The organism is Singulisphaera sp. GP187, from assembly GCF_900129635.1.
In the GTDB taxonomy this organism is placed as follows: Bacteria; Planctomycetota; Planctomycetia; order Isosphaerales; family Isosphaeraceae; genus Singulisphaera.
Window position 1 is genome coordinate 1,526,162 of sequence record NZ_FSRB01000001.1, and the last position, 25,306, is coordinate 1,551,467.

21 protein-coding genes are annotated in these 25,306 nt (G+C 62.9%); 20 read left to right on the plus strand and 1 reads right to left on the minus strand.

Annotated features, from left to right (window positions below):
• The first annotated feature begins 234 nt into the window (after nt 1-234).
• From BUS42_RS05985 to BUS42_RS06035, 12 genes are all read left to right on the plus strand, one after another.
• Nucleotides 235-2,901, plus strand: a complete 2,667-nt coding sequence (locus tag BUS42_RS05985) for a response regulator (protein ID WP_074310741.1) — start codon at nt 235-237, stop codon at nt 2,899-2,901.
• A complete protein-coding gene (locus tag BUS42_RS05990) occupies nt 2,898-3,839 on the plus strand; it encodes a diguanylate cyclase (protein ID WP_074306113.1) in 942 nt (313 codons plus the stop codon). Before BUS42_RS05985 ends, BUS42_RS05990 begins: the two co-directional genes overlap by 4 nt.
• A 313-nt stretch (nt 3,840-4,152) precedes the next feature.
• A complete protein-coding gene (locus tag BUS42_RS44075) occupies nt 4,153-4,296 on the plus strand; it encodes a hypothetical protein (RefSeq protein ID WP_173878237.1) in 144 nt (47 codons plus the stop codon).
• A gap of 356 nt (nt 4,297-4,652) precedes the next feature.
• The gene (locus tag BUS42_RS05995; protein ID WP_074306115.1) at nt 4,653-5,303 is read left to right on the plus strand and encodes a helix-turn-helix transcriptional regulator; all 651 of its coding nucleotides are present in this window, start codon (nt 4,653-4,655) and stop codon (nt 5,301-5,303) included.
• A 98-nt stretch (nt 5,304-5,401) separates the two neighbouring features.
• Nucleotides 5,402-6,235 carry a Fe-S cluster assembly ATPase SufC gene (gene sufC / locus BUS42_RS06000; RefSeq protein ID WP_074306117.1) on the plus strand — a complete coding sequence of 278 codons (834 nt, stop codon included), beginning with the start codon at nt 5,402-5,404 and terminating at the stop codon, nt 6,233-6,235.
• A 35-nt stretch (nt 6,236-6,270) separates the two neighbouring features.
• Nucleotides 6,271-7,686, plus strand: a complete 1,416-nt coding sequence (sufB, locus tag BUS42_RS06005) for a Fe-S cluster assembly protein SufB (protein ID WP_074306119.1) — start codon at nt 6,271-6,273, stop codon at nt 7,684-7,686.
• A 181-nt stretch (nt 7,687-7,867) separates the two neighbouring features.
• Complete coding sequence (gene sufD / locus BUS42_RS06010) at nt 7,868-9,226, plus strand: Fe-S cluster assembly protein SufD (RefSeq protein WP_074306121.1); 1,359 nt, start codon at nt 7,868-7,870, stop codon at nt 9,224-9,226.
• An 85-nt stretch (nt 9,227-9,311) separates the two neighbouring features.
• Entirely contained in the window at nt 9,312-10,166 is an 855-nt protein-coding gene (locus tag BUS42_RS06015) for a sulfurtransferase (RefSeq protein ID WP_074310743.1), read from the plus strand.
• A gap of 9 nt (nt 10,167-10,175) precedes the next feature.
• Complete coding sequence (locus tag BUS42_RS06020; RefSeq protein WP_074306124.1) at nt 10,176-10,661, plus strand: SufE family protein; 486 nt, start codon at nt 10,176-10,178, stop codon at nt 10,659-10,661.
• A gap of 14 nt (nt 10,662-10,675) precedes the next feature.
• Complete coding sequence (locus tag BUS42_RS06025) at nt 10,676-10,990, plus strand: non-heme iron oxygenase ferredoxin subunit (protein WP_074310745.1); 315 nt, start codon at nt 10,676-10,678, stop codon at nt 10,988-10,990.
• A 48-nt stretch (nt 10,991-11,038) separates the two neighbouring features.
• Entirely contained in the window at nt 11,039-11,338 is a 300-nt protein-coding gene (locus BUS42_RS06030) for a metal-sulfur cluster assembly factor (protein WP_074306126.1), read from the plus strand.
• Nucleotides 11,339-11,680: 342 nt separating this feature from the next.
• Nucleotides 11,681-12,481, plus strand: a complete 801-nt coding sequence (locus BUS42_RS06035; protein ID WP_074306128.1) for an XRE family transcriptional regulator — start codon at nt 11,681-11,683, stop codon at nt 12,479-12,481.
• 44 nt (nt 12,482-12,525) lie between these two features.
• Here the strand turns inward: BUS42_RS06035 and BUS42_RS06040 are convergent, their stop codons facing one another.
• Nucleotides 12,526-13,575 (minus strand): 2-dehydro-3-deoxygalactonokinase, encoded by a 1,050-nt coding sequence (locus BUS42_RS06040; RefSeq protein WP_074306130.1) that lies wholly within the window; start codon nt 13,573-13,575, stop codon nt 12,526-12,528.
• Between the two features lie 90 nt (nt 13,576-13,665).
• On the opposite strand from BUS42_RS06040, the gene BUS42_RS06045 reads away from it, so the two are divergent.
• The 8 genes from BUS42_RS06045 to BUS42_RS06085 all read left to right on the plus strand — a co-directional run bounded on the left by BUS42_RS06045 (nt 13,666) and on the right by BUS42_RS06085 (nt 25,227).
• The gene (locus tag BUS42_RS06045) at nt 13,666-15,069 is read left to right on the plus strand and encodes a sigma 54-interacting transcriptional regulator (RefSeq protein ID WP_074306133.1); all 1,404 of its coding nucleotides are present in this window, start codon (nt 13,666-13,668) and stop codon (nt 15,067-15,069) included.
• A 178-nt stretch (nt 15,070-15,247) separates the two neighbouring features.
• Entirely contained in the window at nt 15,248-16,459 is a 1,212-nt protein-coding gene (gene lpxB, locus BUS42_RS06050; RefSeq protein ID WP_074306135.1) for a lipid-A-disaccharide synthase, read from the plus strand.
• A gap of 220 nt (nt 16,460-16,679) precedes the next feature.
• Nucleotides 16,680-18,755 carry a thioredoxin domain-containing protein gene (locus BUS42_RS06055; RefSeq protein WP_074306137.1) on the plus strand — a complete coding sequence of 692 codons (2,076 nt, stop codon included), beginning with the start codon at nt 16,680-16,682 and terminating at the stop codon, nt 18,753-18,755.
• A gap of 342 nt (nt 18,756-19,097) precedes the next feature.
• Nucleotides 19,098-20,498, plus strand: coding sequence for a S41 family peptidase (locus BUS42_RS06065; protein WP_074306141.1), 1,401 nt, complete (start codon nt 19,098-19,100; stop codon nt 20,496-20,498).
• A 109-nt stretch (nt 20,499-20,607) separates the two neighbouring features.
• Nucleotides 20,608-21,675, plus strand: a complete 1,068-nt coding sequence (gene tsaD, locus BUS42_RS06070; protein ID WP_074306143.1) for a tRNA (adenosine(37)-N6)-threonylcarbamoyltransferase complex transferase subunit TsaD — start codon at nt 20,608-20,610, stop codon at nt 21,673-21,675.
• A gap of 495 nt (nt 21,676-22,170) precedes the next feature.
• Nucleotides 22,171-22,890 (plus strand): HAD family hydrolase, encoded by a 720-nt coding sequence (locus tag BUS42_RS06075; RefSeq protein ID WP_074310747.1) that lies wholly within the window; start codon nt 22,171-22,173, stop codon nt 22,888-22,890.
• A 219-nt stretch (nt 22,891-23,109) separates the two neighbouring features.
• Entirely contained in the window at nt 23,110-24,189 is a 1,080-nt protein-coding gene (lpxD, locus tag BUS42_RS06080) for a UDP-3-O-(3-hydroxymyristoyl)glucosamine N-acyltransferase (protein WP_074306145.1), read from the plus strand.
• A gap of 132 nt (nt 24,190-24,321) precedes the next feature.
• Nucleotides 24,322-25,227 carry an LpxI family protein gene (locus BUS42_RS06085; RefSeq protein WP_074306147.1) on the plus strand — a complete coding sequence of 302 codons (906 nt, stop codon included), beginning with the start codon at nt 24,322-24,324 and terminating at the stop codon, nt 25,225-25,227.
• The last annotated feature ends 79 nt before the right edge of the window (nt 25,228-25,306 follow it).

Sequence of the window (25,306 nt, forward strand, 5' to 3'; positions counted from 1 at the left end):
TAGTGACTCCGTGAGGATCGCCAGACTCCGGCATTGTTAAAAGATGTTAAGCCGTACCGGTGAACTGTTCGACCCGGTCAAACGTCTGAGGAAACCGTTTGTCTGCCCTCATCCCGGTGGCTCACCGTCTCGCGTCATTCCCTTTGGCGTTGGGGTTCGTGATGGATTGACCTTTGTGTGGATTCTCGTCCGGAAGATTGAGTCGGCGAAGTCTTACGATCTCGGGGTATGGTGATGAGTCGGCGCTTAGAAAACAAACTTGCCTGGCAGTTCATTCTGGCCTTGGGCGTCTTGATCGCGATCAGCCTTGGCGCTTACCTTGCCCTTTCGGGATCGATCAAAACCGCCCGACGCGTCGACCGGGCTTATCAGGTCCTCCTGAGTCTCGAACAAGTCTTCTCCTTGCTCAAGGACGCCGAGACCGGCCAGCGCGGGTTTCTGCTCACCGGCCGACCCTACTATCTTGATCCCTATCATGACGCGTCGGAGAAGCTGGGCCGCGAGTTCGCCCGAATCGACCAGCTCCTTGGCCCGAAGCCGAGCTCCGAGCAAGGCATTCGTCGGTTGCAAGCGATGGCGGCCGAAAAGCTTGCCGAGTTGCAGGCGACGATTGATATCCGCCGAGAGCAGGGCCTGGACGAAGCGTTACGAGTCGTCCTGACCGACCGTGGACGTACCATGATGAGGCAGATCCGTGCCGAGGCCGCCTCGCTTCGGTCCGAACAGGAAAAGCGGCTGGAACTCGAGTCCGATCAGGCAGAGTTCAGCGCTCGTTTGGCGGTCACGGCTCTGGTGATCGGGCTGCTGGTCAGCCTCTGGCTGCTGTTCGCGTCCCATCAGTTGGTCGCTCGTGAGATGAAACGCCGGCGTCAGACCGAGGCGGATCTGGTTCAGGCCCACAAGGAGGCGGATACCGCCAATCGGGTCAAGAGTGAGTTTCTGGCCAATATGAGCCACGAGATCCGAACCCCCATGAACGGGATCGTCGGCATGACGGAGTTAACGCTCGAGACGTCGCTGACGACCAAGCAACGTGAATATCTCGGACTCGTCAAGTCGTCGGCAGACTCGCTGCTCTCGGTCATTAATGACATCCTTGATTTTTCGAAGATCGAGGCCGGTAAGCTTCACCTCGACCCCACGCCGTTCGACCTTCGGGATGAGGTGACCGACACGGCACGCAGCCTCGCCTTGCGTGCCCACATCAAGGGACTGGAGCTCGCCTGTCGGATTGCTCCCGACGTCCCCCAGGTCGTCTTGGGCGACGCAGGTCGTCTGCGACAAGTGCTCGTCAACCTCGTGGGGAACGCTGTCAAGTTCACGGAAGCGGGCGAGGTCGTGCTCGACGTCGCGGCTCGCTCCCGAACCGACCAGGAAATCACCTTGCAATTTTCCGTGGCCGACACCGGGATCGGTGTGCCCGTCGAGAAGCGACGATCCATCTTCGATCCGTTCGAGCAGGCGGACGGCTCAACCACCAGGAAATATGGAGGCACGGGACTCGGTCTGACCATTTCCTCCCGGTTAGTGGCGCTGATGGGGGGCCAGATCTGGATTGATGGCAACCCCGAAGGCGGCAGCATCTTTCGATTCACCGCCCGATTCCCCGCGCACGCCGGCGCGCTTCCCGGACGTTCTTCGCCCGATCCGGTCTGGCTCAACGGTGTGCGGATGCTGGTTGTCGATGACAATCGGACCAACCGGCTCATCCTTGAGGAAGTCCTTAAACACTGGGGTGCACTGCCGGTGACGGTCGATGACGGCTTCACGGCCATGACCGCCCTGGCGGAAGCGGTCGAACGCGGTTTGCCGTTCGAGGTCGTCCTGCTCGACCAGATGATGCCCGGAATGGACGGTTTCCAGCTTGCCGAACGGCTGCAGCGCGACCCAAGGTTTGGACAGCCCGAAATGTTGATGCTGACCTCCGGCGATCCGCGGAACGAGTCCGGTCTCACTTATCAGGATTTTGGCATCAGTGCTTGCCTGACCAAGCCTGTCAGACAGTCGGATTTATATAATTCCTTGATGGATTTGCTCCAACGCTCAGGGATTTCCGGTACGCCCGCTGGCGATGGCGCTGAGGACAAGGGGGCCGATCCCGCGAGTGACTCCGGAATGCAGGACGGCCGGCGGCTCGAGGTGCTGCTGGCCGAGGATCATCTCGTCAACCAAAAGGTCGCGTCCGCGATGGTGCGAAGCTTGGGGCATCAGGTGACGGTGGTGGACAACGGGCAAGCCGCGGTGGAGGCGCTGGACCAGAATACGTTTGACGTGATCCTCATGGACCTTCAGATGACCGTGATGGACGGGTTCGCGGCACTGGCGGCGATTCGAGCACGTCCCGGGGCGGACCGTCAGATCCCGATCATCGCACTCACCGCGCACGCCATGAAAGGGGATCGCGAACGCTGCTTGGAGGTGGGGTTCGACGGCTACCTGTCCAAACCGGTCACGATCCCGACGATGCGCGAGGAACTGCACCGGGTCTGTGCGCAAACCGTCGCCTTGCCGGTGCTCCATGAGCTGGGAGCCGAAGCCGAAAGCGCTCAGAGTTCGGCGGGTTTCAGCTTCGATCGCCTCGTGGAGCGATGTGATGATGACCCGGACTTCGCTCGGGAAGTGCTTGAGGACTTCGTACGGACCGTCCCCGCGGCGATCGAACGACTGGTTGATGCGGCGAGAATCGAGGATGGAGCGAGCGTCGCGCGCTCCGCCCATGGTTTGAAGGGGACCTTTTCGACCGTCGGAGCCGAACGTCTCAGCGAATCCTGGAGCCGGCTCGAGTCCTTGGGGGAGCAAGGCGAAATGGCAGGCATTCGCGAGGAACTCGTCCTCGCATGCCGCGACTGGGAGCAGTTGCTCTCGCAGTTGGAACATCACTTGAACCAGGGAATTTCATGAAAATCTTGGTGGCCGATGATGAGTCGACCCCCGCGCTCTTTCTGCGTCGAACCTTGGAGCGATTGGGCCATGAGGTCGTGGTGGCATCGAACGGCCTGGAAGCCTGGGAGCGACTGCAAGCCGACGCGTTTCGACTGGTGATCACCGACTGGATGATGCCGGGCCTGGACGGACTGGACCTCTGCCGAAGAATCCGTGGCCGCGGTGATTCCTCGTACATCTACATCATCCTCTTGACCGCCCGTGAAGGGTTGCAAGACAGGCTCGCCGGCCTGACCGCCGGGGCCGACGATTTTCTGTCCAAGCCGATGGATCCGGCCGAGCTGGCGGCGCGCGTCGGGATTGCCGGGCGGATCGTGGCGATGCAGGAGGAGTTGGAACGGAAGAATGTCCAACTCGCGGAGTTGGCGACGACCGATGGGCTCACTGGTTTGAAGAACCGTCGCTGCTTCGATGAAGCCCTGACAACCGCCTGCTCGTTCGCCGTGCGCTGTGGGTATCCGCTCTCGTTAATGATGTTCGACGTCGACCACTTCAAGACGCTCAACGACTCATTCGGCCACCCGGCCGGTGATTCCGTGCTGGCAACGCTCGCCGAGATTCTCAGGAGCGAGACGCGCGACCATGACGTCGTGGCCCGGTACGGGGGCGAAGAGTTTACCGTCCTGTTGCCGGCCACGGTCGCCGAGGAGGCGTCCCAGTTGGCCGATCGCCTCCGGATGACCGTCAGGAATCATCCCTGGTCCCAACGGGCCGTGACGGTGAGCGCAGGGGTCGCAACCACGGGGGCCGACCTGGCCACGGGCCCAGCGTTACTGGAGGCGGCCGACCGGGCGCTTTACCACTCCAAGCGATCGGGCCGCGATCGGGTTACGCACCACGATTCTTTTCAGGGAGAGATCGCCTCGAGTCATGCTCGTGATCCCATGGCACTTTGATCGTCAAAGCGAGTTCTCGTTCACGATGTCGACGGCCAGCGCCGGCGAGAGAGTGAGCCGTTCGTTCTCCCGCAGCGGGGAATTACCCCTGCTTTGAGAACGTAATCTCGCCGTTGATTTGGACGTCGCTTCCGAGCCGAACTGGCCCGAAAACCGGCAAGAAAACCGCCTCGAGCCGTTGCGCTCACCCCGGCCGGCTTCGTGCAATTCTCGCGGACTCGGCGAACTCCGCTTGAATTCTGACCGACTTAACCGCAATAATACGCTCCATCTGAAGAAATCGCCTTGATCCGTTTGGGAGTTGTTCGGCGTTATGAAAGCCAAGACCAAGCATCGCAAAAGCTATAAGTGGCGAAAAAAAGCCGATAGCTCGCCCATCGCCAAGGGGCGGCGGCCGAAGCGGCACGGCGTCCGCAACCCCAGGAAGCAGAAGCACCTGGGTGGCGTCGGCCTTTAAGGCCGAGCCGGCTCGCCTCGCCTTTTTCCCCTGTTGACGACATTGGACCTCCCGCCTTCCCCACTTCCCGCTCGGAAGTGGCTAGGGATCGGGCGGTCCATTGTGCATTTCCGTTTCCGCCTGATTCTCGTGGTCACGCATCAAAGCGACCACTCCCCGCCTGAACTGAGTCGGCCTCTCGCTTCGCATTGCCCGAGGCTTTTCGCAAGAAAATTTGCGAAAAATAGGGCTCTCTGATGGACGTTGTGAGGGTCGCCCCTTACAATCCAAGTGAATCTGCCGTTGAGGAGGTGTCCGGCGCGTCCGGTCAACTCAGCGGGGCGCTCAGGCTTTATCCAGACGAGAGGGGGGTGGCGATGATCGAAGCTGCGGATCGCTCGCTCCTGGATTCGATTCGCAGGCACGGTCCCCTGACGATCGCCGAGATGGCGGCCCGTCAGGGAGTGACGCCGACGGCGATTCGGAACCGCCTCACGCGGCTGATCGGCTCCGGGATGGTCGAGCGGCGCCTCGAGCATGGGGGGCGTGGTCGCCCTCGCCACGTTTACGAGGCGAGTGTCGAGGCCCACAAGCGGCTCGGGCAGAATTATGCCGACCTGGCCGTGGTGCTCTGGGATGAAATGATGCGGACGGTCGAGGACCGAAAGCTTCGTCGCTTCCTCTTTGGCCGAATCACCGAGCGGCTGGCCGAGCTCTATCGATCCCAGGTTACCGGGGATGAGTGGGAGGGGCGGCTCGTGCAGCTCGGCACCATTCTCCACGACCGCGGGGTCGAAACCGAAGTGACGTTGTCGGGAGGGGGGCGGAATTCGGTGCTGAAACAGCACTCATGCCCCTACTTTGAATTGGCCGCGGTGGATCGGGCGGTTTGCGCCATGGAGCGCAAGATGTTCGAGAAGGTCGTGGGTCGAGGGCTTCGTCTGAGCCAATGCCGGCTCGACGGCCATCGCTCGTGCGACTTCGAGGCAAAGCCCGAGATACTCGCGGCGGCGGCCCAGGCCGTCTGAGACCTTTTATCGAATCAACCGGTTTTCAGCGAACGAGACGAGATGACCGGACCAGCGGGAGGGGCACCTCGAGCCGGTCCCAACAGGGCAGGAGCGTAATGAGCAAGGTTCTTCAGATCAGCAACCTTCACGTCGCGATCGACGGCAAGGAGATCCTCAAGGGGGTCGACCTCACGATCCGCCAAGGCGAAGTTCATGCCTTGATGGGACCGAACGGTTCGGGTAAGAGCACCTTGAGCTACGCCCTGATGGGTCACCCGAATTACGAGGTGACGGAGGGCACGGCAACGCTCGACGGCCAGGACATCCTCGAGATGGAGGCGGACGAGCGCGCCAAGGCGGGCCTCTTCCTCGCTTTCCAGTACCCGACGTCGATCCCTGGCGTCACGGTGGCCAACTTCCTCCGTCACGCGGTCAGCAACGTTCGCAATCCCGACCGCAAGGAAGGGGAGGAGCTGATCTCGATGCGTGAGTTCCGCAAGGAGCTCCGCGAGCAGATGGACGAACTGGGCATGGACCCCGAGTTCGCCCGCCGCTACCTCAACGAAGGGTTCTCCGGCGGCGAAAAGAAGCGGGCCGAAGTGCTTCAGCTCGCCATGCTCCGCCCCGCCTTCGCCATTCTCGACGAGACCGATAGCGGACTCGACATCGACGCGGTGCGGGTTGTCTCCGAAGGGGTCAACAAGGTCGCGGCGAAGGTTTCGACCGGCATCCTGGTCATCACCCACTATCAACGGATCTTGAATTACATCAAACCTGGCTTCGTCCATATCCTCTTCGGCGGTCGGATCGTGGAAAACGGCGGTCCGGAATTGGTGGATCTCCTCGAGCGTGAAGGCTACGACTGGGTCCGCGCCAAGTATCCCGAGGCGGCCAAGGACGAGGACGAGATGGAGCAACACGCCTCACCGTCCGGTCAACTGACCTTCTGAGCCCGACCCGACCTCCTGAGGAAGGAAGTGACGCGATGGCGACTGATCTGAGCGGGCAGGTGCAAGGAATCAAGGACGAGTACAAGTTCGGGTTTCGCGACTCGGATGATAATTACTCGTTCAAGAGCGGTAAGGGGCTCAATCGCGAGGTCGTTCACCAGATCTCCGAGATGAAGAGCGAACCCCAGTGGATGCGCGACTTCCGCCTCAAGGCCCTCGAGGTCTTCTGGTCGAAGCCGACGCCGACCTGGGGCGGCGACCTTGCCAGCCTCAATTTCGACGATATTCATTACTACATGAAGGCGGCCGATCGCCAGGGGAAGACCTGGGACGACGTGCCGTCCGACATCAAAAACACGTTCGAGAAGCTGGGGATTCCCGAAGCGGAACGGAAGTTCCTGGCCGGCGTCGGTGCCCAGTACGAGTCGGAGGTTGTTTATCACAGCCTCCGCGAAGACCTCCAGAAGAAGGGGGTCATCTTCGTCGATACCGACACGGCGCTCCGCGAGTATCCCGACCTGGTCAAGCAGTACTTGGGCACGGTCATCCCGATCCACGACAACAAGTTCGCCGCCTTGAACTCGGCGGTCTGGTCGGGCGGCTCGTTCGTCTACATCCCGGCCGGCGTCAAGGTCGACATCCCGCTCCAGGCCTATTTCCGGATCAATGCCGAGAACATGGGTCAGTTCGAGCGCACCTTGATCGTGGTCGAAGAAGGGGCGCAGGTCCACTACGTCGAAGGGTGTACCGCCCCGATGTACACGACCGAGAGCCTGCACTCGGCCGTCGTCGAGATCATCGTCAAGAAGGGCGGGCGCTGCCGCTACACGACGATCCAGAACTGGGCGAGCAACATCTACAACCTCGTGACCAAGCGTGCGGTCGCCCACGAGGACGCCCTGATGGAGTGGGTCGACGGCAACCTCGGCAGCCGCCTGACGATGAAGTACCCGGCCGTCTACATGATGGGCAAGGGGGCGCGTGGTGAGATCCTCTCGATCGCGTTCGCCGGCAAGGGGCAGCATCAGGACGCCGGTGGCAAGGTCGTCCATGGCGCACCTTACACGAGCTCGCGGATCATCTCCAAGAGCATCAGTAAGAACGGCGGACGAGCCAGCTACCGTGGTCTCCTCAAGGTGATCAACGGCGCCAAAGGCTCGAAGTCGAACGTCGTTTGCGACGCCCTGATCCTCGATCCCCAGAGCCGGTCCGACACCTACCCCTACATCGAGATCGACGAGGACGACGTCAAGATCGGCCACGAGGCCAGCGTCTCCAAGATCGGCGAGGAGCAGCTCTTCTACCTCAAGAGCCGAGGCCTCAGCGAAGCCGAAGCGTCCACCCTGATCGTCAGCGGGTTCATCGAGCCGCTCGTCAAAGAGCTGCCGATGGAGTACGCCGTCGAGATGAACAAGCTGATCCAGCTTCAAATGGAAGGGTCGGTCGGTTAATCACCGTGTGAGTGTCGGGCTCTCGACGACCCAAGGACCGCTCGATGACATGGTTTCATCGCGCGGTCCGGCTGTCGTCGGGTGACCGGGGCAAACGCAGCATGCCCTGGACTCAGTAGCCGTAGCTTGCCGGGGCACGCTGCGCCCTGCCTCGAACCTTCGTCCGAGATCCACCCTTACGATGAGCAGCGCATCCGCAACCAGCCCATCCCTCGCCACGGGCGGATTCACCGAAGCCGCCTTTGAGGCGTTCCTGAAACAACGCGACGAGCCGAAATGGCTTCAGGATCGCCGCCGCGAAGCGTTCGAGTGCTTCCGCTCGACCCCGCTCCCCACCTCGCGCGACGAGGAATGGCGACGCACCGATATTCGAGCGCTCAAGCTCGATGCGTTCGGTCCGCCCCCGCTCCAAACGCCGAGTGCCGAGGCCCGCGCTGCGATCGATCCCGTCTGGCAGACGCTGAGCACCCACTACGCGACCGGCATCGAGCAGGTCAACGCGACCGTCACCCGCCGGCCCGATCCCGCGAAGCTGGGCGGGGCGATCCTGATGGATCTGGCTCAGGCGGTTAAAGACCATCCGGAAGTGCTCAAACGCTGGCTCCTGACGGACGTCGTCTCACCCCGCGAAGACGCCTTTTCCGCGTTGCACGCGGCCTTCTGGACCGGTGGCACACTGCTTTATGTGCCCAAGGGAGTGAAGGTTGAAGCCCCCTTGTTCAGCCTGATCGGTCTCGCCAAGGAAGGGCGGGTCGACTTCGACCACACCCTGATCGTGCTCGAAGACGGGGCCGAAGCCTCGTTCGTTCGCGAATCCACGGGACGAGAGCGATCCGACGCCCCTGGTTTGCACGTGGGCGCAGTCGAGCTGGTCGTGGGTCGCGAAGCCAAGCTCCGGTTCGTCAATATCCAGAACTGGGATGCCGGCACCTGGCACTTCAGCCGGGAACGCGCCTTGGTCGGAGTCGACGCCGGCCTGCAGTGGACGGTGGGCGGACTCGGATCGCGGTTGGCGAAGGTCAACCAGGAAGTGGCGCTCGCCGGCCGAGGGTCGAAGGCCCAGGTCAATGGCGTTATGTTCACGACGGGACGTCAGCATCTCGCTTATTTCACGCGTCAGGACCACCAGGCTCCGAACACCACGAGCGACCTCCTGTACAAGGGGGGGCTCCGTGAAAAGTCGCGGATCGTCTGGAAGGGGATGATTCGGGTCGAGAAGGACGCCCAGCAGACCAACGCGTACCAGAAGAACGACAATCTGGTGCTCTCCGACGGCGCCCGCGCCGACTCGATTCCTGGACTGGAGATCGAGGCCAACGACGTGCGCTGTACCCATGGTGCCACGGCGGGCCGGGTTGATGAAGACATGATCTTCTATGCCCAGGCACGCGGCATCGACCGGGAGACGGCGATCCGACTGATCGTCGAGGGCTTCTTCGCCAACGTGTACGATCGGATCACCCTGGAACCGGTCCGCGAGACGTTGACGAAGGCGGTTGCCGAGAAGTTGCAACTCGGTGGCGGCGGCGAGTCGGCTTGACCTGACGGCCGGCTCGGGCCGTCGGTTGCAATCACGATTGCAAATCTACTTGATCCCCACTTTTTCATTTGGAGCCCGTCCCGCCATGGGAGAACCGTACGTCCATCCCGAAGTTCTTGTCTCGGCCGACTGGGTCGAGGCGCACCGCAACGATCCCAAGGTACGGATCGTCGAGAGCGACGAGGACGTCCTGCTCTATGACATGGGCCACGTCCCGGGCGCGGTCAAGATCGACTGGCAGGGGGATCTCCAGGACCAGATCATTCGCGACTACATCAACCCCGAGAAGTTCGCCGCGATCTGCGCGCGGTCGGGCATCGCCAATGACACGACGGTCGTCTTCTACGGCGACAAGTCGAACTGGTGGGCCTGTTACGCCTTCTGGGCGTTCAAGCTTTTCGGTCATCAGGACTGCCGGATCATGAACGGCGGCCGCAAGCTCTGGTCCGACCAGAACCGACCGGTCACGACCGAAGTGCCTCAGTATCCGCCCACCGACTACAAGTTGCAGCCGGGCAATGAGGAGCAGATCCGGGTGTTTCGCGACGCCGTGATGGACCATGTCAGGTCGGGGAAGCCGTTGCTCGACGTCCGGAGTCCCAAGGAGTTCACCGGCGAGAAGACGCACATGGAGGACTATCCCCAGGAAGGGTCGCTCCGTGGCGGCCACATCCCAGGGGCGGTGAGCGTCCCCTGGAACCGCGCGGTCAACGACGACGGCACGTTCAAAACGGCCGACGAGCTGAGGGCGATTTACGAGGGCGAGGTCAGCCTGAAGTCGACCGACGACATCGTCGCCTACTGCCGGATCGGCGAGCGGTCGAGCTTGACCTGGTTCGTGCTCACCTACTTACTCGGATATGCCAAGGTTCGCAACTATGACGGATCGTGGTGCGAGTGGGGCAACCTCGTTCGCGCACCGATCGCCAAGGGGGCCTGAGGTCGTCCTATGCCCGCCACACTCGACGCGATCGTCTCGGAACTGAGCGAGGCCGACCGCCAGGAGCGGATCGAGCTCCTGATTGATTTCGCCAGAAACCTACCCGCTCTGCCCGATCGTCTCGCCGAGCATAAGGACGCGGCGCATCGGGTGGAGGAATGTCAATCGCCGGTCTTCCTGTTCGTCGAGCTCGAGCAGGACCGGGTGGCGATCCATGCCGATGCGCCGATCGAAGCGCCGACGGTCCGTGGCTTCGTCGCGATCCTGGTGGAGGGCCTCAACGGCGCCACCATCGAAGAGATCCTCCAGGTTCGCGACAGCCTGATCGAGCAGATCGGCTTGCCCGAGATCCTGGGGATGCTCCGGGTCCGCGGCCTGAGCGGCGTCCTCAGACGCTTGAAAGCGGAAGTCACCCGCGCCGCGATGGCGCGGTCCTTGACCCTTGCCCCCGAAGCCGGGGCAGAAATCGACTCGAAACCAAACGCTCCCGAATGAAAGGTCTGCGACCGATGGCGGAGTTCGTCAGGGTGGCTACACGCTCCGAGATCCCTCCCGGCGGCAAGCTGCTCGCCGAGATCGATGGACGTGCGATTGCCGTTTTCAACTATGAAGGCACCTATTACGCCATCGACGACGTCTGCACCCACGATGGTGGCCCCCTGGCCGAAGGGGATTTTGAAGGGTGCGAGATTCGCTGCCCCCGGCATGGCGCCCGTTTCGACGTCCGGACCGGTCAGGCCCTCTGCTTCCCGGCCATCGAGCCGGTCACGGCTCATCAGGTCGAAGTCCGGGGCGACGAGATCCTCGTTGCGATTGAGGATTGATTGAACCCGGTCCGCGCCCGATCCAAATCCATGGGAGATGACTCCATAATGCTCGACCAAGAAGCGATCCTGACCGCGCTGCGCACCGTCAAGGACCCCGAACTCAACGTCAACATCGTCGACCTGGGACTGGTCTACACCGTCCAGACCAAAGAAGACGTCATCGACGTCGAAATGACGCTGACTTCCCCCGCCTGCCCGGCCGGCCCCGAGATCCTTCGCAATGCCGTGACCGCGATCGAACTCCTGGAGGGCGTCACCAAGGCGAACGTGAAGCTCGTCATGTCCCCCCCCTGGTCGCCCGACCGGATGTCCGACGATGCCCGCGATACCCTCGGTATTTTTTAAGCGAGTTTCGGTGTTTCTTGGCGTTCGTTGTGCTTAATCAACGGATGGTGAGAAATCGAAACACGATTATAGCGTATTGATGCGCGTCGACTACATCAAGACGCATTAGATGGCCGAGTCACCTCCCCGGAGTGACCTCGGCCGTTTTGTTTGCTAGTTTGACTCTCCTTAGGCGTGAATCGATTAAGATGAATCTGGCCAAAGAAACGAAGCGGACGGCAGGGGCGCTCTGAGCCACCGGGCCGACGGTTCAATTCTGGCGGATTTGCTTGACGCAACGTCTTCGTGTCCATCACCATGTGAAGCGGCACCGGGGGGGTTCCGTTCGCGGGATTGAGCGTTGTGGCTCGCAAAAAAACACCGAAAATACGTGTCAACGTCAAAGCCTCGCTGTCGCGCCGGCTCCGCGAAGTTCGCCAGGAATTGTTCGGTGAGCACGGTGGCCCGGAGTTGGCTCGCCGACTCGGGCTGCCCGCGCGGACCTGGTACAACTATGAGACCGGAGTGACGGTTCCGGCCGAAGTGCTGCTCGGGTTCATCGAGCAGACGGGCACCAACCCAACCTGGCTCCTGGCAGGTGAGGGTTCAAAATATCAGCGTGGATTCGATAGTGTGGATCTCTCCGACCTGGCCCCCATCGAGTTGATCCGCCGGGGGTTGGAACGGCTCGAACAAGAGCCGAGCGAGATCCGTGTGGTCGCCCCCGAGAACATTCCCGGCGACGTTCTTTCCGACTACGCCGCGGTCAACCGCATCCCGCTCAAGGAGCTGGCGAAAAAGAGCGTGGATTTCTCGCGTGCTGATGGGTACATCATGGCCTTTCGCCACTGGATTCCCAATCCGGCCGATACGGTGGCGGTCCAGCTCGATGATGACGCGATGGCCCCTGTTTTGCCGAGCGGCTCACTCGTGGCAATCGACCGGTCGGTGACCGACCCGCTCCTGCTCCAAGGCAAGATCGTCGCCGCCTGCCCGGAAGATGTGCCGATGATCCGCTGGCTCGACCTGAGCGGGCGGCACCTGCTTCTCCGCCCGAACCAGTTGAGTCGTGAACACCCGTTGGTTCCGGTAGAGGTCCACAGCTTGGCCAGCGGCGTCATCCTCGGTCAGGTCGTCTGGTCCTGGAGCCGGTTCAATCATTAAAAGGTGGGATCGGATCCCTTCCGGCCGTCATGTGCACGACGGCCTCATCTCAACTCTTCGTCACGATGATGGGCGGCGACGGCCAGCGCACCCATGGCCGACGCCCGGTTCGCGACATCGTCGTCGAGCTCGAGGACCGGCGCCTCGAGCTGTTCGCGAAGCCAGCGGGCGTAGAGCGAGCGCTGGGGCTGGCGGCCACCGACCCAGATTCGGGCCGGTGCGTCGAGGATTGGCTGCCTCACCAGGTTAGCCACATCGTCGGCGATGACCGCGCCCACCAAGAAGGAGGCGCGCTCGTGAGCGTCGAGCGCCCCGCCGAGTGCGGCAATCCGAACGAGGAACGCCGCGCGGCCGAGCCCGGAGCGTGTCACCAGCCGCGCTCCCGCCGCGACGGCGTCGAGGTCAGGGTCGTCGGGCAAGTGCTCCGGGAGGCTGGCCGCGAGCAGGGTATGGCCGGCCAGAGCGCCGGTTAACTCGCCCGCAAGCGAGGTGTAACTGCGGAGGATCCGCCCCTCCGCGTCCACCTCAACGGCCTTGGTGTGCGACCCTGGCCAGAGGAAGACGGTGCGCGACGTGTTGGCGGTCACGGGGATGGATTCGCCGCGTCCGGCTTGCCGATCCGATTCGGAGAAGAGCGACCAAGCGCCGAGCGTTTCGCATTCCTCACCGCGCATCAAATCGGCATCCGCCCAGCCGTCCCGTCCCTCGGAGGGGGGTGTCCGCACTCCGGGAATGAACAGGATCGGCTGGTCGGCAACCTCGGGGAGGTGGCGAACGACCGCGGCTCGAGCGAGTTCTCGGGGCCCGGCGGGGGCAAGGACATGAGGTACGGCGGCCAAGCCCACCTCGGAGGAGAGCATGCCCGCCGCGACGATCACCTCCGGCGCGTGGCCGTCCGCGGCGCGAACGACTTCGGCCAGGGCGTCCCGGACCGCCATCGCCAGGCCGGTTCGACCCGCGGAGAGTACCGAGTCACGCACGCCTACCGAGCGACGGCTGGTGGCCACGACCTGGCCGTCACGGAGGAGCCGGGCTCGGGTGTTGGTCGTTCCACCGTCAAGCGCGATGGCCAAGCGGAACTTTCCGGGGAACATGGTTTTCTCTTGCCTTCGGTCCGAGGGAGGTCCATCTTGGATTTCGTTAGGTCACTCGTCATCCTGGTTCCAGGGTAATCAATCGACCTCATGGCGTCTCTGCGCAACCCGAGTACTCGGCTCGAAAGCCTCTGGCTGCATGTTCAAGAACCCCTCTTCTGGCTGACCGCCGACCTACGGTTGGCCTGGGTCAATCGGGCCTGGGAGGAGTTGACCGGCTCCTCGGCTGAGGAGGTCGCCGGGCTCACCTGCCGGGCTCACGGTCCGACGCGGGCGGGCGATCTTCCCGGGCTGGTGGGCAGTTTCTTCCCCCCTCCCGAGGCACTTGGCGGACAGCCTGCGTCGGTGCGGACCTTGATCATCCATTCGAGCGGCGAGCGACGATGGAGGCGAATCGAATTTCGGCCGTTCCATGACGAGCGCGGAACGTTGGTCGGACTGTTCGGTCTGGTCGGTTCGTCCGACGCGCCGTCCGGCAATTCCGACGCTGAGTCGCAACGCCTTCGGACCGACCTGTTGCAGATCCGCGAGCGGCTCCAGCAGCGGCACGGCTTTGATAGTCTGATCGGCGCGGGGCCGGTTCATCGCCGACTCCTCGACCAGATCGCGACCGCCGCCGCGACGTCCGTGCCCGTGCTGGTCGTGGGCGAGCCCGGAACCGGAAAGCGGACCGTCGCTCGGACGATCCATCATCAGAGCGCTCGCCGACAGGCCCCGATCTTGCCGATCGACTGTGCCTCGTTGCCCGCTGAGGTCCTCGAGCGGGAACTGTTCGGGGGCGAAATGACCGCACGGTTGAGTCTGCCCGAAGGTTCGTCGCTCATGATCGGCGACATCCTTGACTTGCCCCGCGACCTGCAAAGCCGGCTCGTGGCCTCGCTTGACCCGCATGTCCGGTTATTGGCCATGACGTCCGGTGATCCTGAAGCCGCGCTTCAATCCGAGCGGCTTCGTTCCGACCTTTACTATGCGTTGACCACCCTCGTCATCCGCTTGCGTCCGCTCCGCGAGCGCCTTGAGGAGATCCCGCTCCTGGCGCAACACCTCCTGGAACGGGCCAACTCACGCGGCGGTCGCCAGCGCGGTGGGTTCAGCGAACCGGCCGTTTCGGCGTTACTCGCCTACGACTGGCCCGGCAATCTGCGCGAGCTGGCTCGAGTCATCGACGAGGTTCACGAACAGGCGACCGGCGATCTGATCGAGCCCGACGACTTGCCGGCCGCCATCCGCGGGCATCTGGGGGCGGCCTATAACCCGCCGCCGCTGCCCCCCCCGACGATTCCGTTGGATGAGTTGTTGACCCAGGTGGAGCGCCGCCTGATCGAGAGTACGCTGCAACGCGCTCGCCAGAACAAGTCGCGTGCCGCTGAGCTTTTAGGAATCTCGCGCCCGCGGCTCTATCGTCGCATCAAGGAGTTGGGGCTGCCCGACGTTCCCGAGATCGTCGACGAGGCTCCGCTCTTGAATGGGACTCGTTCCCGGGACGAGGGTTGAGAGCCTGGTTTTCTTGAGGCGAGCGAGGCGTTTGGTCGAGTCCCGTGCGCAGTCACTCAAGGACAAGGGGGGCGTCGGTTTCCCGCTCGCCTTCGCGCGTTCTTGAGAATCTGGTAACTTTCCACAGAACCGGGAAGGATCCAGGTTTCTCTCAACTTCATGGACGTGAGCCCCACCAATGCGGATTTTCCTTTCTGCCGGTGAACCGAGCGGAGATCTGCACGCCGCTAATCTGATCCATTCGCTCAGGCGGCGTCTCCCCCAGGCCGAGTTCGTCGGCTTTGGAGGGGACCGGATGGAGAAGGCGGGTGCGACGCTTCTCTATCCCCTCGTGACCCTGGCGGTGATGTGGTTCGGCCGGGTGTTGCTCAATATCCACAAGTTCTTCCGCCTCCTGTACGTGGCCGACCAGTACTTCCTCAAGGAGAAGCCTGACGCGGTCATCTTGATCGACTACCCGGGGTTTCACTGGTGGGTCGCTCGACGCGCCAAGGCTCGAGGGATTCCGGTCTTTTATTACGTTCCACCCCAGCTCTGGGCCTGGGCCGGCTGGCGTGTGAAGAAGGTCCGCAAGTTCGTCGATCACGTCCTCTGCAGTCTGCCGTTCGAGCCAGCCTGGTATCAGGCGCGCGGCGTCCCGGACGCGGTTTATATCGGCCACCCTTACTTCGACGAACTCACCGAGCGGACCCTCGACCCCGCCTTCATCCAGGACGAGGAAGCGAAGGCGACTCCGCTGGTGGCGATCTTGCCCGGCTCCCGGACCCAGGAACTGGTTCGGAACTTGCCGATCATGCTACGCGCTGCGGCAAAACTGGCGGCTGTCCGCCCCGACGCTCGGTTTGCGGTGGCCTGCCTGCACGAGAAGCACCAAGAGCTGGCCCGGGAGATCTTGGCCCAGGAAAAGCTCGAACTCCCGCTGGTGATCCATGCGGCGCGGACCCCCGAATTGATTCGCCTGGCCGACGTCGCCTGGGCGGTCTCGGGTTCGGTGGGCCTCGAGCTGATGGTCGAGGCCTTGCCGTCGGTCGTCCTCTACAAGATCCGACCGTTCGACCTCTGGGTCGCCCGCAAGTTCATCAAGTCGAAGTTCATCAGCCTGGTGAACCTACTGGCCGACGCCGAGGTCATGCCCGAGTATCTGACGGCGCAGGATGTTTCGGGCGATCTGGCAAAATGGGCCGAGTCGTGGCTGAGTGACCCGGCCAAACGCGAGCAGGCGGTCTCGGCCCTTGAGGCCTTGCGCGACCGCGTTGCCGTGCCGGGAGCGTCGGACCGGGCGGCCGATCGCATCGTCCACGCTCTCGACGCCGCACGTCCTCAAGACGCCAACGCAATCCGGGGGACCCACGGGACGAAGCGGATCCATCGCGGCCATGCGTCGCGATAGCCGCCCGCCGCGAGACGGAGGATGACAGGTCGAGGGGGGCCGTGCCATAATCAGAGCGAGAGCGGTTTCTGGAATGGGGCCATGACCTGGGACCGCGGGCGACCTGCCCGCCTCTTGGGAAAACGGTCTTGGTGATTGAGTCACCAGACTCCGAAAGCCGCTCGCAACGAACAGGTACGACAGGGGCGCAATGTCCCTCCCACTGGCCGGATCCCCATTAATGACTGCTCCCGCTGCTGATCGCCCCACGAACCGTCTGGCCGGGGAGACGAGCCCCTACCTGCTCCAGCACGCCTTGAACCCGGTGGACTGGTATCCCTGGGGATCCGAGGCGTTCGATCGCGCCCGGGCCGAGGACAAGCCGATCTTCCTTTCGGTCGGCTACTCCGCCTGTCACTGGTGCCACGTGATGGAGCACGAGAGTTTCGAGAACGCCGATATCGCCGCCCTGATGAATGAACACTTCATTAACGTGAAGGTGGATCGGGAGGAGCGGCCCGACGTCGACCAGATCTACATGGCCGCCGTTCAAGCGATGAGCGAACATGGGGGTTGGCCGATGTCGGTCTTCCTCACGCCCGAGTTGAAGCCCTTCTACGGCGGCACCTATTTCCCGCCGGTCGACAGTCGGGGCATGCCCGGGTTCTCTCGCGTGCTCTACAGCGTTCATCGAGCCTGGGCGGAGCGCCGCGACGATATTCTGAACTCGGCCGGCGAGCTGACCGATCGGATCCGCAAGATGGGGACGATCCCCCCCGCATCGGGAGCGCTCGAGTCGACCCTCCTCGATCAAGCGGCGCGCGGACTGGCCCGCGCGTTCGACACGATTCACGGCGGGTTCGGGAGCGCGCCCAAGTTCCCCCATCCGATGGACCTCCGGGTCCTGCTCCGCCAGCACGCCCGCTCCGGCGATGCGCACCCGCTCCAGATCGTCCGCCACACGTTGGACAAGATGGCCCGTGGTGGCATTTATGATCAGTTGTTGGGTGGGTTTGCGCGTTACTCGACCGACGAGCGCTGGCTGGCCCCGCATTTCGAGAAGATGCTTTACGACAACGCCTTGCTGTCGAGCGTCTATCTCGAGGCCTATCAGGTGACCGCCGACCCCGAATACGCCCGGGTCGCCCGTGAGACGATGGATTACATCCTCGCGCGGATGACCGGCCCCGACGGAGAAATCTACTCGACCGAGGATGCCGACAGCGAAGGCGAGGAAGGAAAGTTCTATGTCTGGTCGTTGGCCGAGGTCACCGAGATTCTCGGGCTCGAGCGCGCCAAGGAGTTCGCGGCCGTCTACGACGTGTCCGAGTCGGGAAACTGGGAACATCAGAATATTCTCAACCTTCCCGTGTCGATCGATCAGGCTGCCACGCGGCTGGGCCGGGACGAACGGGAGCTTCAAGCCGACCTCGATTGCGACCGGGCTCGCCTGCTCGAAGCCCGCGATCGCCGGGTCCCTCCCGGCAAGGACACGAAGGTGCTCACCTCGTGGAACGGGCTGATGCTCGCCGCTTTGGCTGAGGGCTCGAGAATCTTGAAGGACGAGCGCTACCTGGACGCGGCCAGCAGGGCGGCCGCGTTCCTGCTCGACCGGATGCGGGCGGCCGACGGGCGGTTGCTCCACGCGTACAAGGACGGTCGCGCTCGGTTCAACGGATATCTCGACGACTATGCGAACCTCATTGATGGCCTGACGCGGCTCTTCGAGGTTTCCGGCGTGCCGCGGTGGCTCGAGGCGGCCCTGGAGCTCGCCACGGTCATGATCGACGAGTTCCACGACGCCGACGGGGGAGGTTTCTTCTATACGGGGCGCGGCCACGAGGTCTTGATCGCCCGGCAGAAGGATTTCCAGGACAACGCCACCCCGTCGGGCAATGCGATGGCCGCGACGGCCCTGCTTCGCCTGGGGGCGCTGACGGGTCGCGAGCGGTTCCAGACAGTTGGCCGATCGACCTTGGAAACGGTGCAGGTCTATCTCGACCGGGCGCCCATGGCCATGGGGCAGAGTCTCGTCGCGCTCGATTTCGAGCTTGCCTCACCCCGGGAATTCGCCGTGATCGCCGGCCCCGACGCGGTCGAATTTCGCGGCGTAATGGAGGCGATCTATGCGCCTTTCCTGCCGCACAAAGTGGTCGCGCCCGCATTGGCCGAGAACGCGTCGGCACTGACCGAAACCTTGCCGCTCCTCGCCAATCGACCGGCTCAAGACGATCGCACGACGACCTATATCTGCGAGCGATTTACGTGCCAGGCCCCCGTGTTCGGCGTTGAGGGCGTCCGCACCGCACTCGCCTGATCGCCGCGGTGCGGTGGAGGAATCGACTCGCGCCGCGCGTCGGCAATGAGGAACGTCTCCCGGATGCCATCGGTTTCCGTTCCGGAATCGGTGGCATCCGGATTTCGCTCGTTGCTCGGTTCAAATCGGCGGGCATGAAGCCAGCGCTCAGTCCGATCTCGGGCGACGCCGAAGAGGGGGGGCGCTCCGGGTGAGAGATCGGTTCTTGCCACCGAGTGAAGCGATCGACTACAGTAATCTTGAAGAGAATCGGCGCCGATGTCTCCGACCCCCGCGGAACCCTCGCGCCATACCATAAGGCATCGTGTCACAGAGATCATGCCCGGAGGAGCGCATCCACCCATGCCACGCCGGAATTTCTATTCGATCGTCATGGTCGGCGCCGTCTCACTGGTTTGCTGGCAGGCCACGCAAGGTGCCAAGCCGAAGGATGAGATGATGGAACTCTATGGTGTCTTTGTTGACGCCGTGGAGCACGTTGAAGCCAGTTACGTCCGACCCGTGAGTCGCAAGGAGCTACTCGAGAGTGCCCTGAAGGGGATGCTGCAAAACCTCGATCCGCACTCTTCGTATATCAATACGTCCGAATGGAAGCAGTTCCGCCGGCAGATCGAAGGCCGGTTCGGTGGGATCGGTATCCAGGTCGGGATGGATCCGGATGCGAATCGCCTCAAGGTCATCGCGCCGATGGTCGGGACTCCTGCCTACGAGGCGGGGGTTTTGGCGGGCGATTTGATCATGGAAATCGACGATCACTCGACCGAGGGCATGAATACGGACAAGGCGGTCGAGGTTCTGACCGGCCGACCGGGCACCAGCGTGAAGCTCAACGTCCTTCACGAAGGTGAAGAGAAGGGCGAGACGCTGACGATGAACCGGGCGATCATCGACGTTGCGAGTGTTCTGGGCGACAAGCGGAAGCCCGATGACACTTGGGACTTCATGCTCGATAAAGACAATAAGATCGGCTACATCCGGATCACGAGCTTCATCCAGAATACGACGGAAGAGCTCAAGAAAGCGCTTGCGGAACTCAAGTCCGAGGGGATGAAGGCGTTGGTCCTTGACCTCCGCGACAACCCCGGGGGCCTGCTGGGCTCGGCGGTCGAGATCTCCGACCTCTTCGTGGACGAGGGCCTGATCGTCAGCACCAAGGGCCGGAACACGATCGGCAAGACCTACGAGGCGCACAAGGAAGGGACCTACGAAGGGTTCCCGATCGCCATCCTGATCAACCGCAACTCGGCGTCGGCCGCTGAGATCGTCTCGGCCTGTCTCCAGGATCACGATCGAGCCTTCATCGTCGGAGATCGCTCCTACGGCAAGGGGTCGGTCCAGAACATCATCGACCTGGAAGATGGCAACAGTGTCTTGAAGCTCACGGTCGCCTCGTACCTGCGTCCCTCCGGGAAAAACATCCATCGCTTCAAAGACGCCAAAGAAAAGGACGAGTGGGGCGTTTCGCCCAACGCGGGCCTCAAGGTGGAGCTGACACCGCGGCAGTACATCGCTTGGGCCACCGAACGACGCAATCGCGACCTGGTGACGTTCGGCAAGCGAAAGCCGAAGGCCGACGTCGAGAAGCCGAAGGCGGATGCCGAGAAGCCGAAAGCGGACGCTGAGAAGCCGAAGACCGAGGAGAAGAAGTCGGACAAGACCGAAAAGGGCTTCACCGACTTGCAACTCGAGAAAGCGTTGGAAGTCGTCAAGGAGAAGCTCGAGGCCCCGGTCGCCAAGAAGTGACCCACGATCATCGGCCAAGTTCGTTTCCGTGATTCAAGACAAAACAAAGACAGAGGAACCCGGATCCCTCGTGGAGCCGGGTTCCTGCTGCTTTAGGGCCGGGGGTTCGATGGCCGCGGGACGTTTTCTCTTCCTTGCGATCGAAACGACGTGCGACGAAACCGGGGCGGCCGTGCTCGAGGGTCCAAGGCCCCCGGAACCCGGCGTCCCGATCGTTCGTTCCAGCGTGGTCGCATCCCAGATCGACCTTCACGAACGCTACCAAGGGGTCGTGCCTGAAATTGCCTCACGCGCCCACGTCCGGCAGATTTTGCCGACGATTGACGAGGCGCTTCACCGCGCCGGGGTCACGCTCGGCGACTTGGAGGCGATTGCTGTCTCCACGCGACCCGGGTTGGTCGGCTCGCTGGTCGTCGGGCTCACCGCAGCCAAGTCGCTGGCGATGGCGCTCGACATCCCGCTCGTGGCGTTCGATCATCTGGAAGCCCACCTCTACGCTTGCCAGCTTGCCTACCCCGAGAAAAATGTCTATCCCTGCCTGGGGCTGGTCGTTTCGGGGGGGCACACGAGCCTCTTCGCCTGTCGCGGCCCCATCGAGGCTGAGCTGCTCGGCGGAACGATCGACGACGCGGCGGGGGAGGCGTTTGATAAGGTGGCCAACCTGCTCGGTCTGGGCTATCCCGGTGGACCGGTCGTGGAACGTGCGGCGGTGACGGGAAATCGCGCTGCGTATGCCTTTCCGCGGTCGTTTCTGCACGACGAGCGGCTGGCGTTCAGCTTCTCCGGATTGAAGACGGCCGTGCTCTATGCCATTCGCGGTCAGGACGCACGCGCGGGCATCAGCCTCGAAAATCCTCAGCAGGTGGCCGACATCGCCGCCAGTTTCCAGGAGGCGGTGGTCGACATCTTGGTCGCCAAGACGCGCCAAGCGCTGAAACGGACGGGCTTGCGGCGGCTTGGAATTGGAGGGGGCGTCGCGGCCAATGCCCGGTTTCGCGAACGGATCGAAGCGATGGCGGCCGAGCAGCGGATCGACCTGTTCATCCCACCGCTTTCGATGTGTACCGACAACGCCGCGATGGGGGGGATAGCCCTGGCCAAACTGGCCGCGGGGCAAGTGGCCGACCTCGATATCGATGTGACGGCGGGCTTGGTCCGGCCCAAAAACAAGAAGTGACGCCGCCATTTTTCGCGCGTGATCGAGGAACAAAAGAGCCCCGGCTTCGGGGACGAAGCCGGGGCCGTCGATCTACGTTCGTTCGAGAGAGCGGTTCAGTCGATGGAGACGATCGGGTTGCCGATCAACCGGGGGGCCGGGTTCTCATTGAGGGCAGGGAGGATGACCCGCCCCGGAACGCTCGTTGTTGCTCATCGAGCTGTTGCCTGCGATCGAGCGCCCGAGTCTGCGAGTCGGGAATCACCGCGCCTGACTTGGTTCGTTCGAGACCCGCAGGGTGCCGTCTGATATCCATCATGGGAAGGTTCCCCCGTTGAGTAGTCGCATCATGCGTGAAGGATGAGGTTCCTTTCCTCGCTCTCTTTTCCTGAATACGAGCTTCAGGTCCGTCCCGGACCACGACTTGTCCGATTATTATTGTTTTTTTCGACACACCGTATCGTGATCAATCATTCCGAGGGACCGCCGGTCCCCAACGATCCATCCGAGAAAACGATGACGATGCGCATCGACGCGGTATGGGACGGTATCGAAGCTATCGTCCTCGACGCGGTGGGAACCTTAATCGAACCGTTTCCCGCCGTGGCCGATGTGTATGCCGCGGCGGCCCGTCGGCAAGGAGTCGAACTCGATCGCGAACTGGTACGGAACCGGTTCGTGCAATCGTTTCGCGACGACGAATTCGAAGAAAATCTCGAGGCGCTGGTGACGGACGAGCCCACCGAATTGAGTCGCTGGAAGCGCATCGTGACGTCGGTCCTCCCCAATCTTCCCGAACCCGATCGCGCTTTCGAAGAACTTTGGGATCACTTCGGGCGACCGGACTCGTGGCGTTGCTTTGCCGACGTCGGACCGGCATTGACCGCACTCAGTGCAACGGGAATGCCAATCGCGATCGCCTCGAATTTTGACAGTCGGCTCCGACCGGTCCTTGCCGGTCTCCCCGCGCTGGCGGCGCTTGGTCCGCGGCTGGTTATTTCGTCAGAAGTCGGTTACAGAAAACCTCATCCGGCATTTTACCAGGCGGTCTGCGATTGTCTGGGACAGGTGCCCGAGGCACTCTTGATGATTGGCGACGATCCGGAGAACGATGTCCTGGGAGCGTGTCGCGCGGGCCTGCGTGGCGTCTGGTTGGATCGTCGGGGCCGGGGCGATCGGCAGGACGTGCTGGGGGTGAATCATCTCGCCGCACTGGTCTCCCTCCGCGGTGCCTGATTGGTTAAGTTTGCCGTTCAAGTTGAGGAAAGAGGTGGGTGAAAGCCGATGAACTGCGGTGGCAGATGACTCGGCTTGCCCGAGTCGGCGACTTGGATTACGATCCCCAGGGACCGCCTGACCGATCGCCAGTCGCTCGGTTGACTCGCCGGGCGCGGGGCAACGCTCCTGTCTTTCCGGTTCCCGTCTATTCCTTTCAAGGAAGAAAGGAAGTCGCACGTGGTCGCAACAGTGGAACAACTCGCGGCCTTGGTACGGGGCCGCCTTGTAGGTGATGGCAGCGTTTCGATCCGCTCCGCGCGACCTGTCGGCGAGGCGGGTCCAGGGGATATCACGTTCATTGAGAACGAGCGGTACGCCAAGATGCTCCGCACGTCGCCCGCCTCGGCGGCCATCGTCGGGCCCCACTTTAAAACTCCAGCCCGGGAACCGAACCTCCCTGTGATTGAGGTTGAGGATCCGATGGCTGCCTTTCTCGCGGTCCGCAGCCATCTCGGCCTGGCCGAGAAACCGCGCTGGTCGGGGGTTCATCCCCAGGCCTGGGTTGCGCCGACGGCTGTCATCGGTAAGGACGTGGCGATCTATCCGTTCGCTTACGTCGGTGATGAGGCGGTCATCTGCGATGGGGCCACCCTCTATCCCGGGGTGGTGGTCGGCGATCGCTGCCATGTCGGTAAAGACACGGTGATTCATCCGAACGCCGTCCTCTACCGCGAAGTCAGCCTGGGCGATCGCGTCGAGGTTCATGCCGGCACCGTCCTCGGTGGCGATGGCTTTGGATATCGTATGGTCGATGGCCGTCACGTCAAAATTCCCCAGACCGGTCGTGTCGAGGTCGGCGATGACGTCGAGATCGGCGCCAACTGCACGGTCGACCGCGCGACGTTCGAGGCGACCCGGATTGGCGAGGGGTCGAAGATCGACAACCTCGTGATGATCGGTCACAACAACCAAATCGGGCGTCATAACCTGCTTTGTGGCCAGGTCGGGATCGCCGGAAGCTGCAAGACGGGCGACTACGTCGTCATGGCCGGTCAGGCCGGTATCAAGGACGGCACCGAGATCGGTGACCGAGCCGTCGTGGGGGCGCAGGCGGGGGTCCATCGCAGCGTGCCCGCGGAGCAGCAGGTGCTCGGTTCGCCCGCGATCCCGTTGCGAGAACAGCGCCGGGTGTTCCAGATGATTGCCCGGCTCCCGGAGATGAATCGACAGCTTCGCGAACTCACCGCGCAAGTTGCGATGCTGACCGCCGGCCTGGCGCCGGAGTCCGACTCGGAGCAGGATCCCACCGGATTCTGATTCGATTCGGATCAGACCGAACCCAGGGCAAGGCCGTTCTCGAGCTTTCCGCAAAGCGCGAGAGGGATCGACGATCGAGGGGTTTTGGAACTCGGGTGAACCGGTTCCCGTCAAGCTCGGGAGAGATCTGCGTTGCTTGTCCTGTCTTCGAGACAACAGCGTGTTCGAGCCAACACGCGACCTGAGTCGAATTCGACGACCATCGGCCTTCTCGCCGGGAGCGGCCGATTTCCGATCCTGTTCGCCGAGGCCGCGCGTAGGCAAGGCTTGCAGGTGGCTTGCGTCGGGATTCGTTATGAAGCGTCTGACGAGCTCCGGGACCTCTGCGCGAGCTACGAGTCGATTGGCGTGTCGAAGCTCGGTGGGATGATCCGATCGTTCCGCCGGCAGGGGGCGCGGCAGATCGTCATGGCAGGTAAGGTCACGAAGAACGTGATGTACACGCCTTGGCGCTTCGTGCAACTTTGGCCCGACTACCGCATGATCCACATGTGGTATCGCACGTGCAGGGCCGACAAACGCGACGATTCGATCTTGCTCGGCGTCATTGCCGAGTTCGAGCGCGACGGGATGTCGTTCGCTTCGGCCCTGGACTATTGCCCGGAGTTACTCGTGAAGGAAGGAATTCTCACTCGACGCGGCCCGAGCGCCGCGGAGCTCAAGGACATTGAGTTTGGCTGGGGCCTGGCCAAGGAGATGGGCCGGCTCGATGTCGGGCAATCGGTCGCGGTCAAGGAGCAGGCCACACTGGCCATCGAAGCGATCGAGGGGACCGACCGGTGCATCGAGCGCGCCGGGCACCTGTGCCGGGCCGGTGGCTGGACCCTGGTCAAGGTCGCCAAGCCGCAACAAGACATGCGGTTCGACGTCCCGACGATCGGGACGGCGACGATCGAAAACCTCCACCAGGCGCGAGCCCGCGTCCTGGCGATCGAAGCCGGCAAGACCATCGTCATCGACCAGCCCGAGGTCGTCGAGCTTGCCAATCGGTACGGCCTGACGATCGTCGCGATCCCGGATGGAAGTCTCCCTCGCTGAGCTTTCTCCCGGGCGTGACCGCCGACCCTGGGACCGTGGGAGCCTTTGGTTCCCGGACCCCGGGTGACAGGGCAATTCC

Bases quoted from the DNA above. Each gene is read 5' to 3' on its own strand.
- BUS42_RS05985 (WP_074310741.1), top strand. From the start codon at position 235: ATGAGTCGGCGCTTAGAAAACAAACTTGCCTGGCAGTTCATTCTGGCC.
- BUS42_RS05990 (WP_074306113.1), top strand. From the start codon at position 2,898: ATGAAAATCTTGGTGGCCGATGATGAGTCGACCCCCGCGCTCTTTCTG.
- BUS42_RS44075 (WP_173878237.1), top strand. From the start codon at position 4,153: ATGAAAGCCAAGACCAAGCATCGCAAAAGCTATAAGTGGCGAAAAAAA.
- BUS42_RS05995 (WP_074306115.1), top strand. From the start codon at position 4,653: ATGATCGAAGCTGCGGATCGCTCGCTCCTGGATTCGATTCGCAGGCAC.
- sufC (WP_074306117.1), top strand. From the start codon at position 5,402: ATGAGCAAGGTTCTTCAGATCAGCAACCTTCACGTCGCGATCGACGGC.
- sufB (WP_074306119.1), top strand. From the start codon at position 6,271: ATGGCGACTGATCTGAGCGGGCAGGTGCAAGGAATCAAGGACGAGTAC.
- sufD (WP_074306121.1), top strand. From the start codon at position 7,868: ATGAGCAGCGCATCCGCAACCAGCCCATCCCTCGCCACGGGCGGATTC.
- BUS42_RS06015 (WP_074310743.1), top strand. From the start codon at position 9,312: ATGGGAGAACCGTACGTCCATCCCGAAGTTCTTGTCTCGGCCGACTGG.
- BUS42_RS06020 (WP_074306124.1), top strand. From the start codon at position 10,176: ATGCCCGCCACACTCGACGCGATCGTCTCGGAACTGAGCGAGGCCGAC.
- BUS42_RS06025 (WP_074310745.1), top strand. From the start codon at position 10,676: ATGGCGGAGTTCGTCAGGGTGGCTACACGCTCCGAGATCCCTCCCGGC.
- BUS42_RS06030 (WP_074306126.1), top strand. From the start codon at position 11,039: ATGCTCGACCAAGAAGCGATCCTGACCGCGCTGCGCACCGTCAAGGAC.
- BUS42_RS06040 (WP_074306130.1), bottom strand. From the start codon at position 13,575: ATGTTCCCCGGAAAGTTCCGCTTGGCCATCGCGCTTGACGGTGGAACG.
- BUS42_RS06045 (WP_074306133.1), top strand. From the start codon at position 13,666: ATGGCGTCTCTGCGCAACCCGAGTACTCGGCTCGAAAGCCTCTGGCTG.
- lpxB (WP_074306135.1), top strand. From the start codon at position 15,248: ATGCGGATTTTCCTTTCTGCCGGTGAACCGAGCGGAGATCTGCACGCC.
- BUS42_RS06055 (WP_074306137.1), top strand. From the start codon at position 16,680: ATGACTGCTCCCGCTGCTGATCGCCCCACGAACCGTCTGGCCGGGGAG.
- BUS42_RS06065 (WP_074306141.1), top strand. From the start codon at position 19,098: ATGCCACGCCGGAATTTCTATTCGATCGTCATGGTCGGCGCCGTCTCA.
- tsaD (WP_074306143.1), top strand. From the start codon at position 20,608: ATGGCCGCGGGACGTTTTCTCTTCCTTGCGATCGAAACGACGTGCGAC.
- BUS42_RS06075 (WP_074310747.1), top strand. From the start codon at position 22,171: ATGACGATGCGCATCGACGCGGTATGGGACGGTATCGAAGCTATCGTC.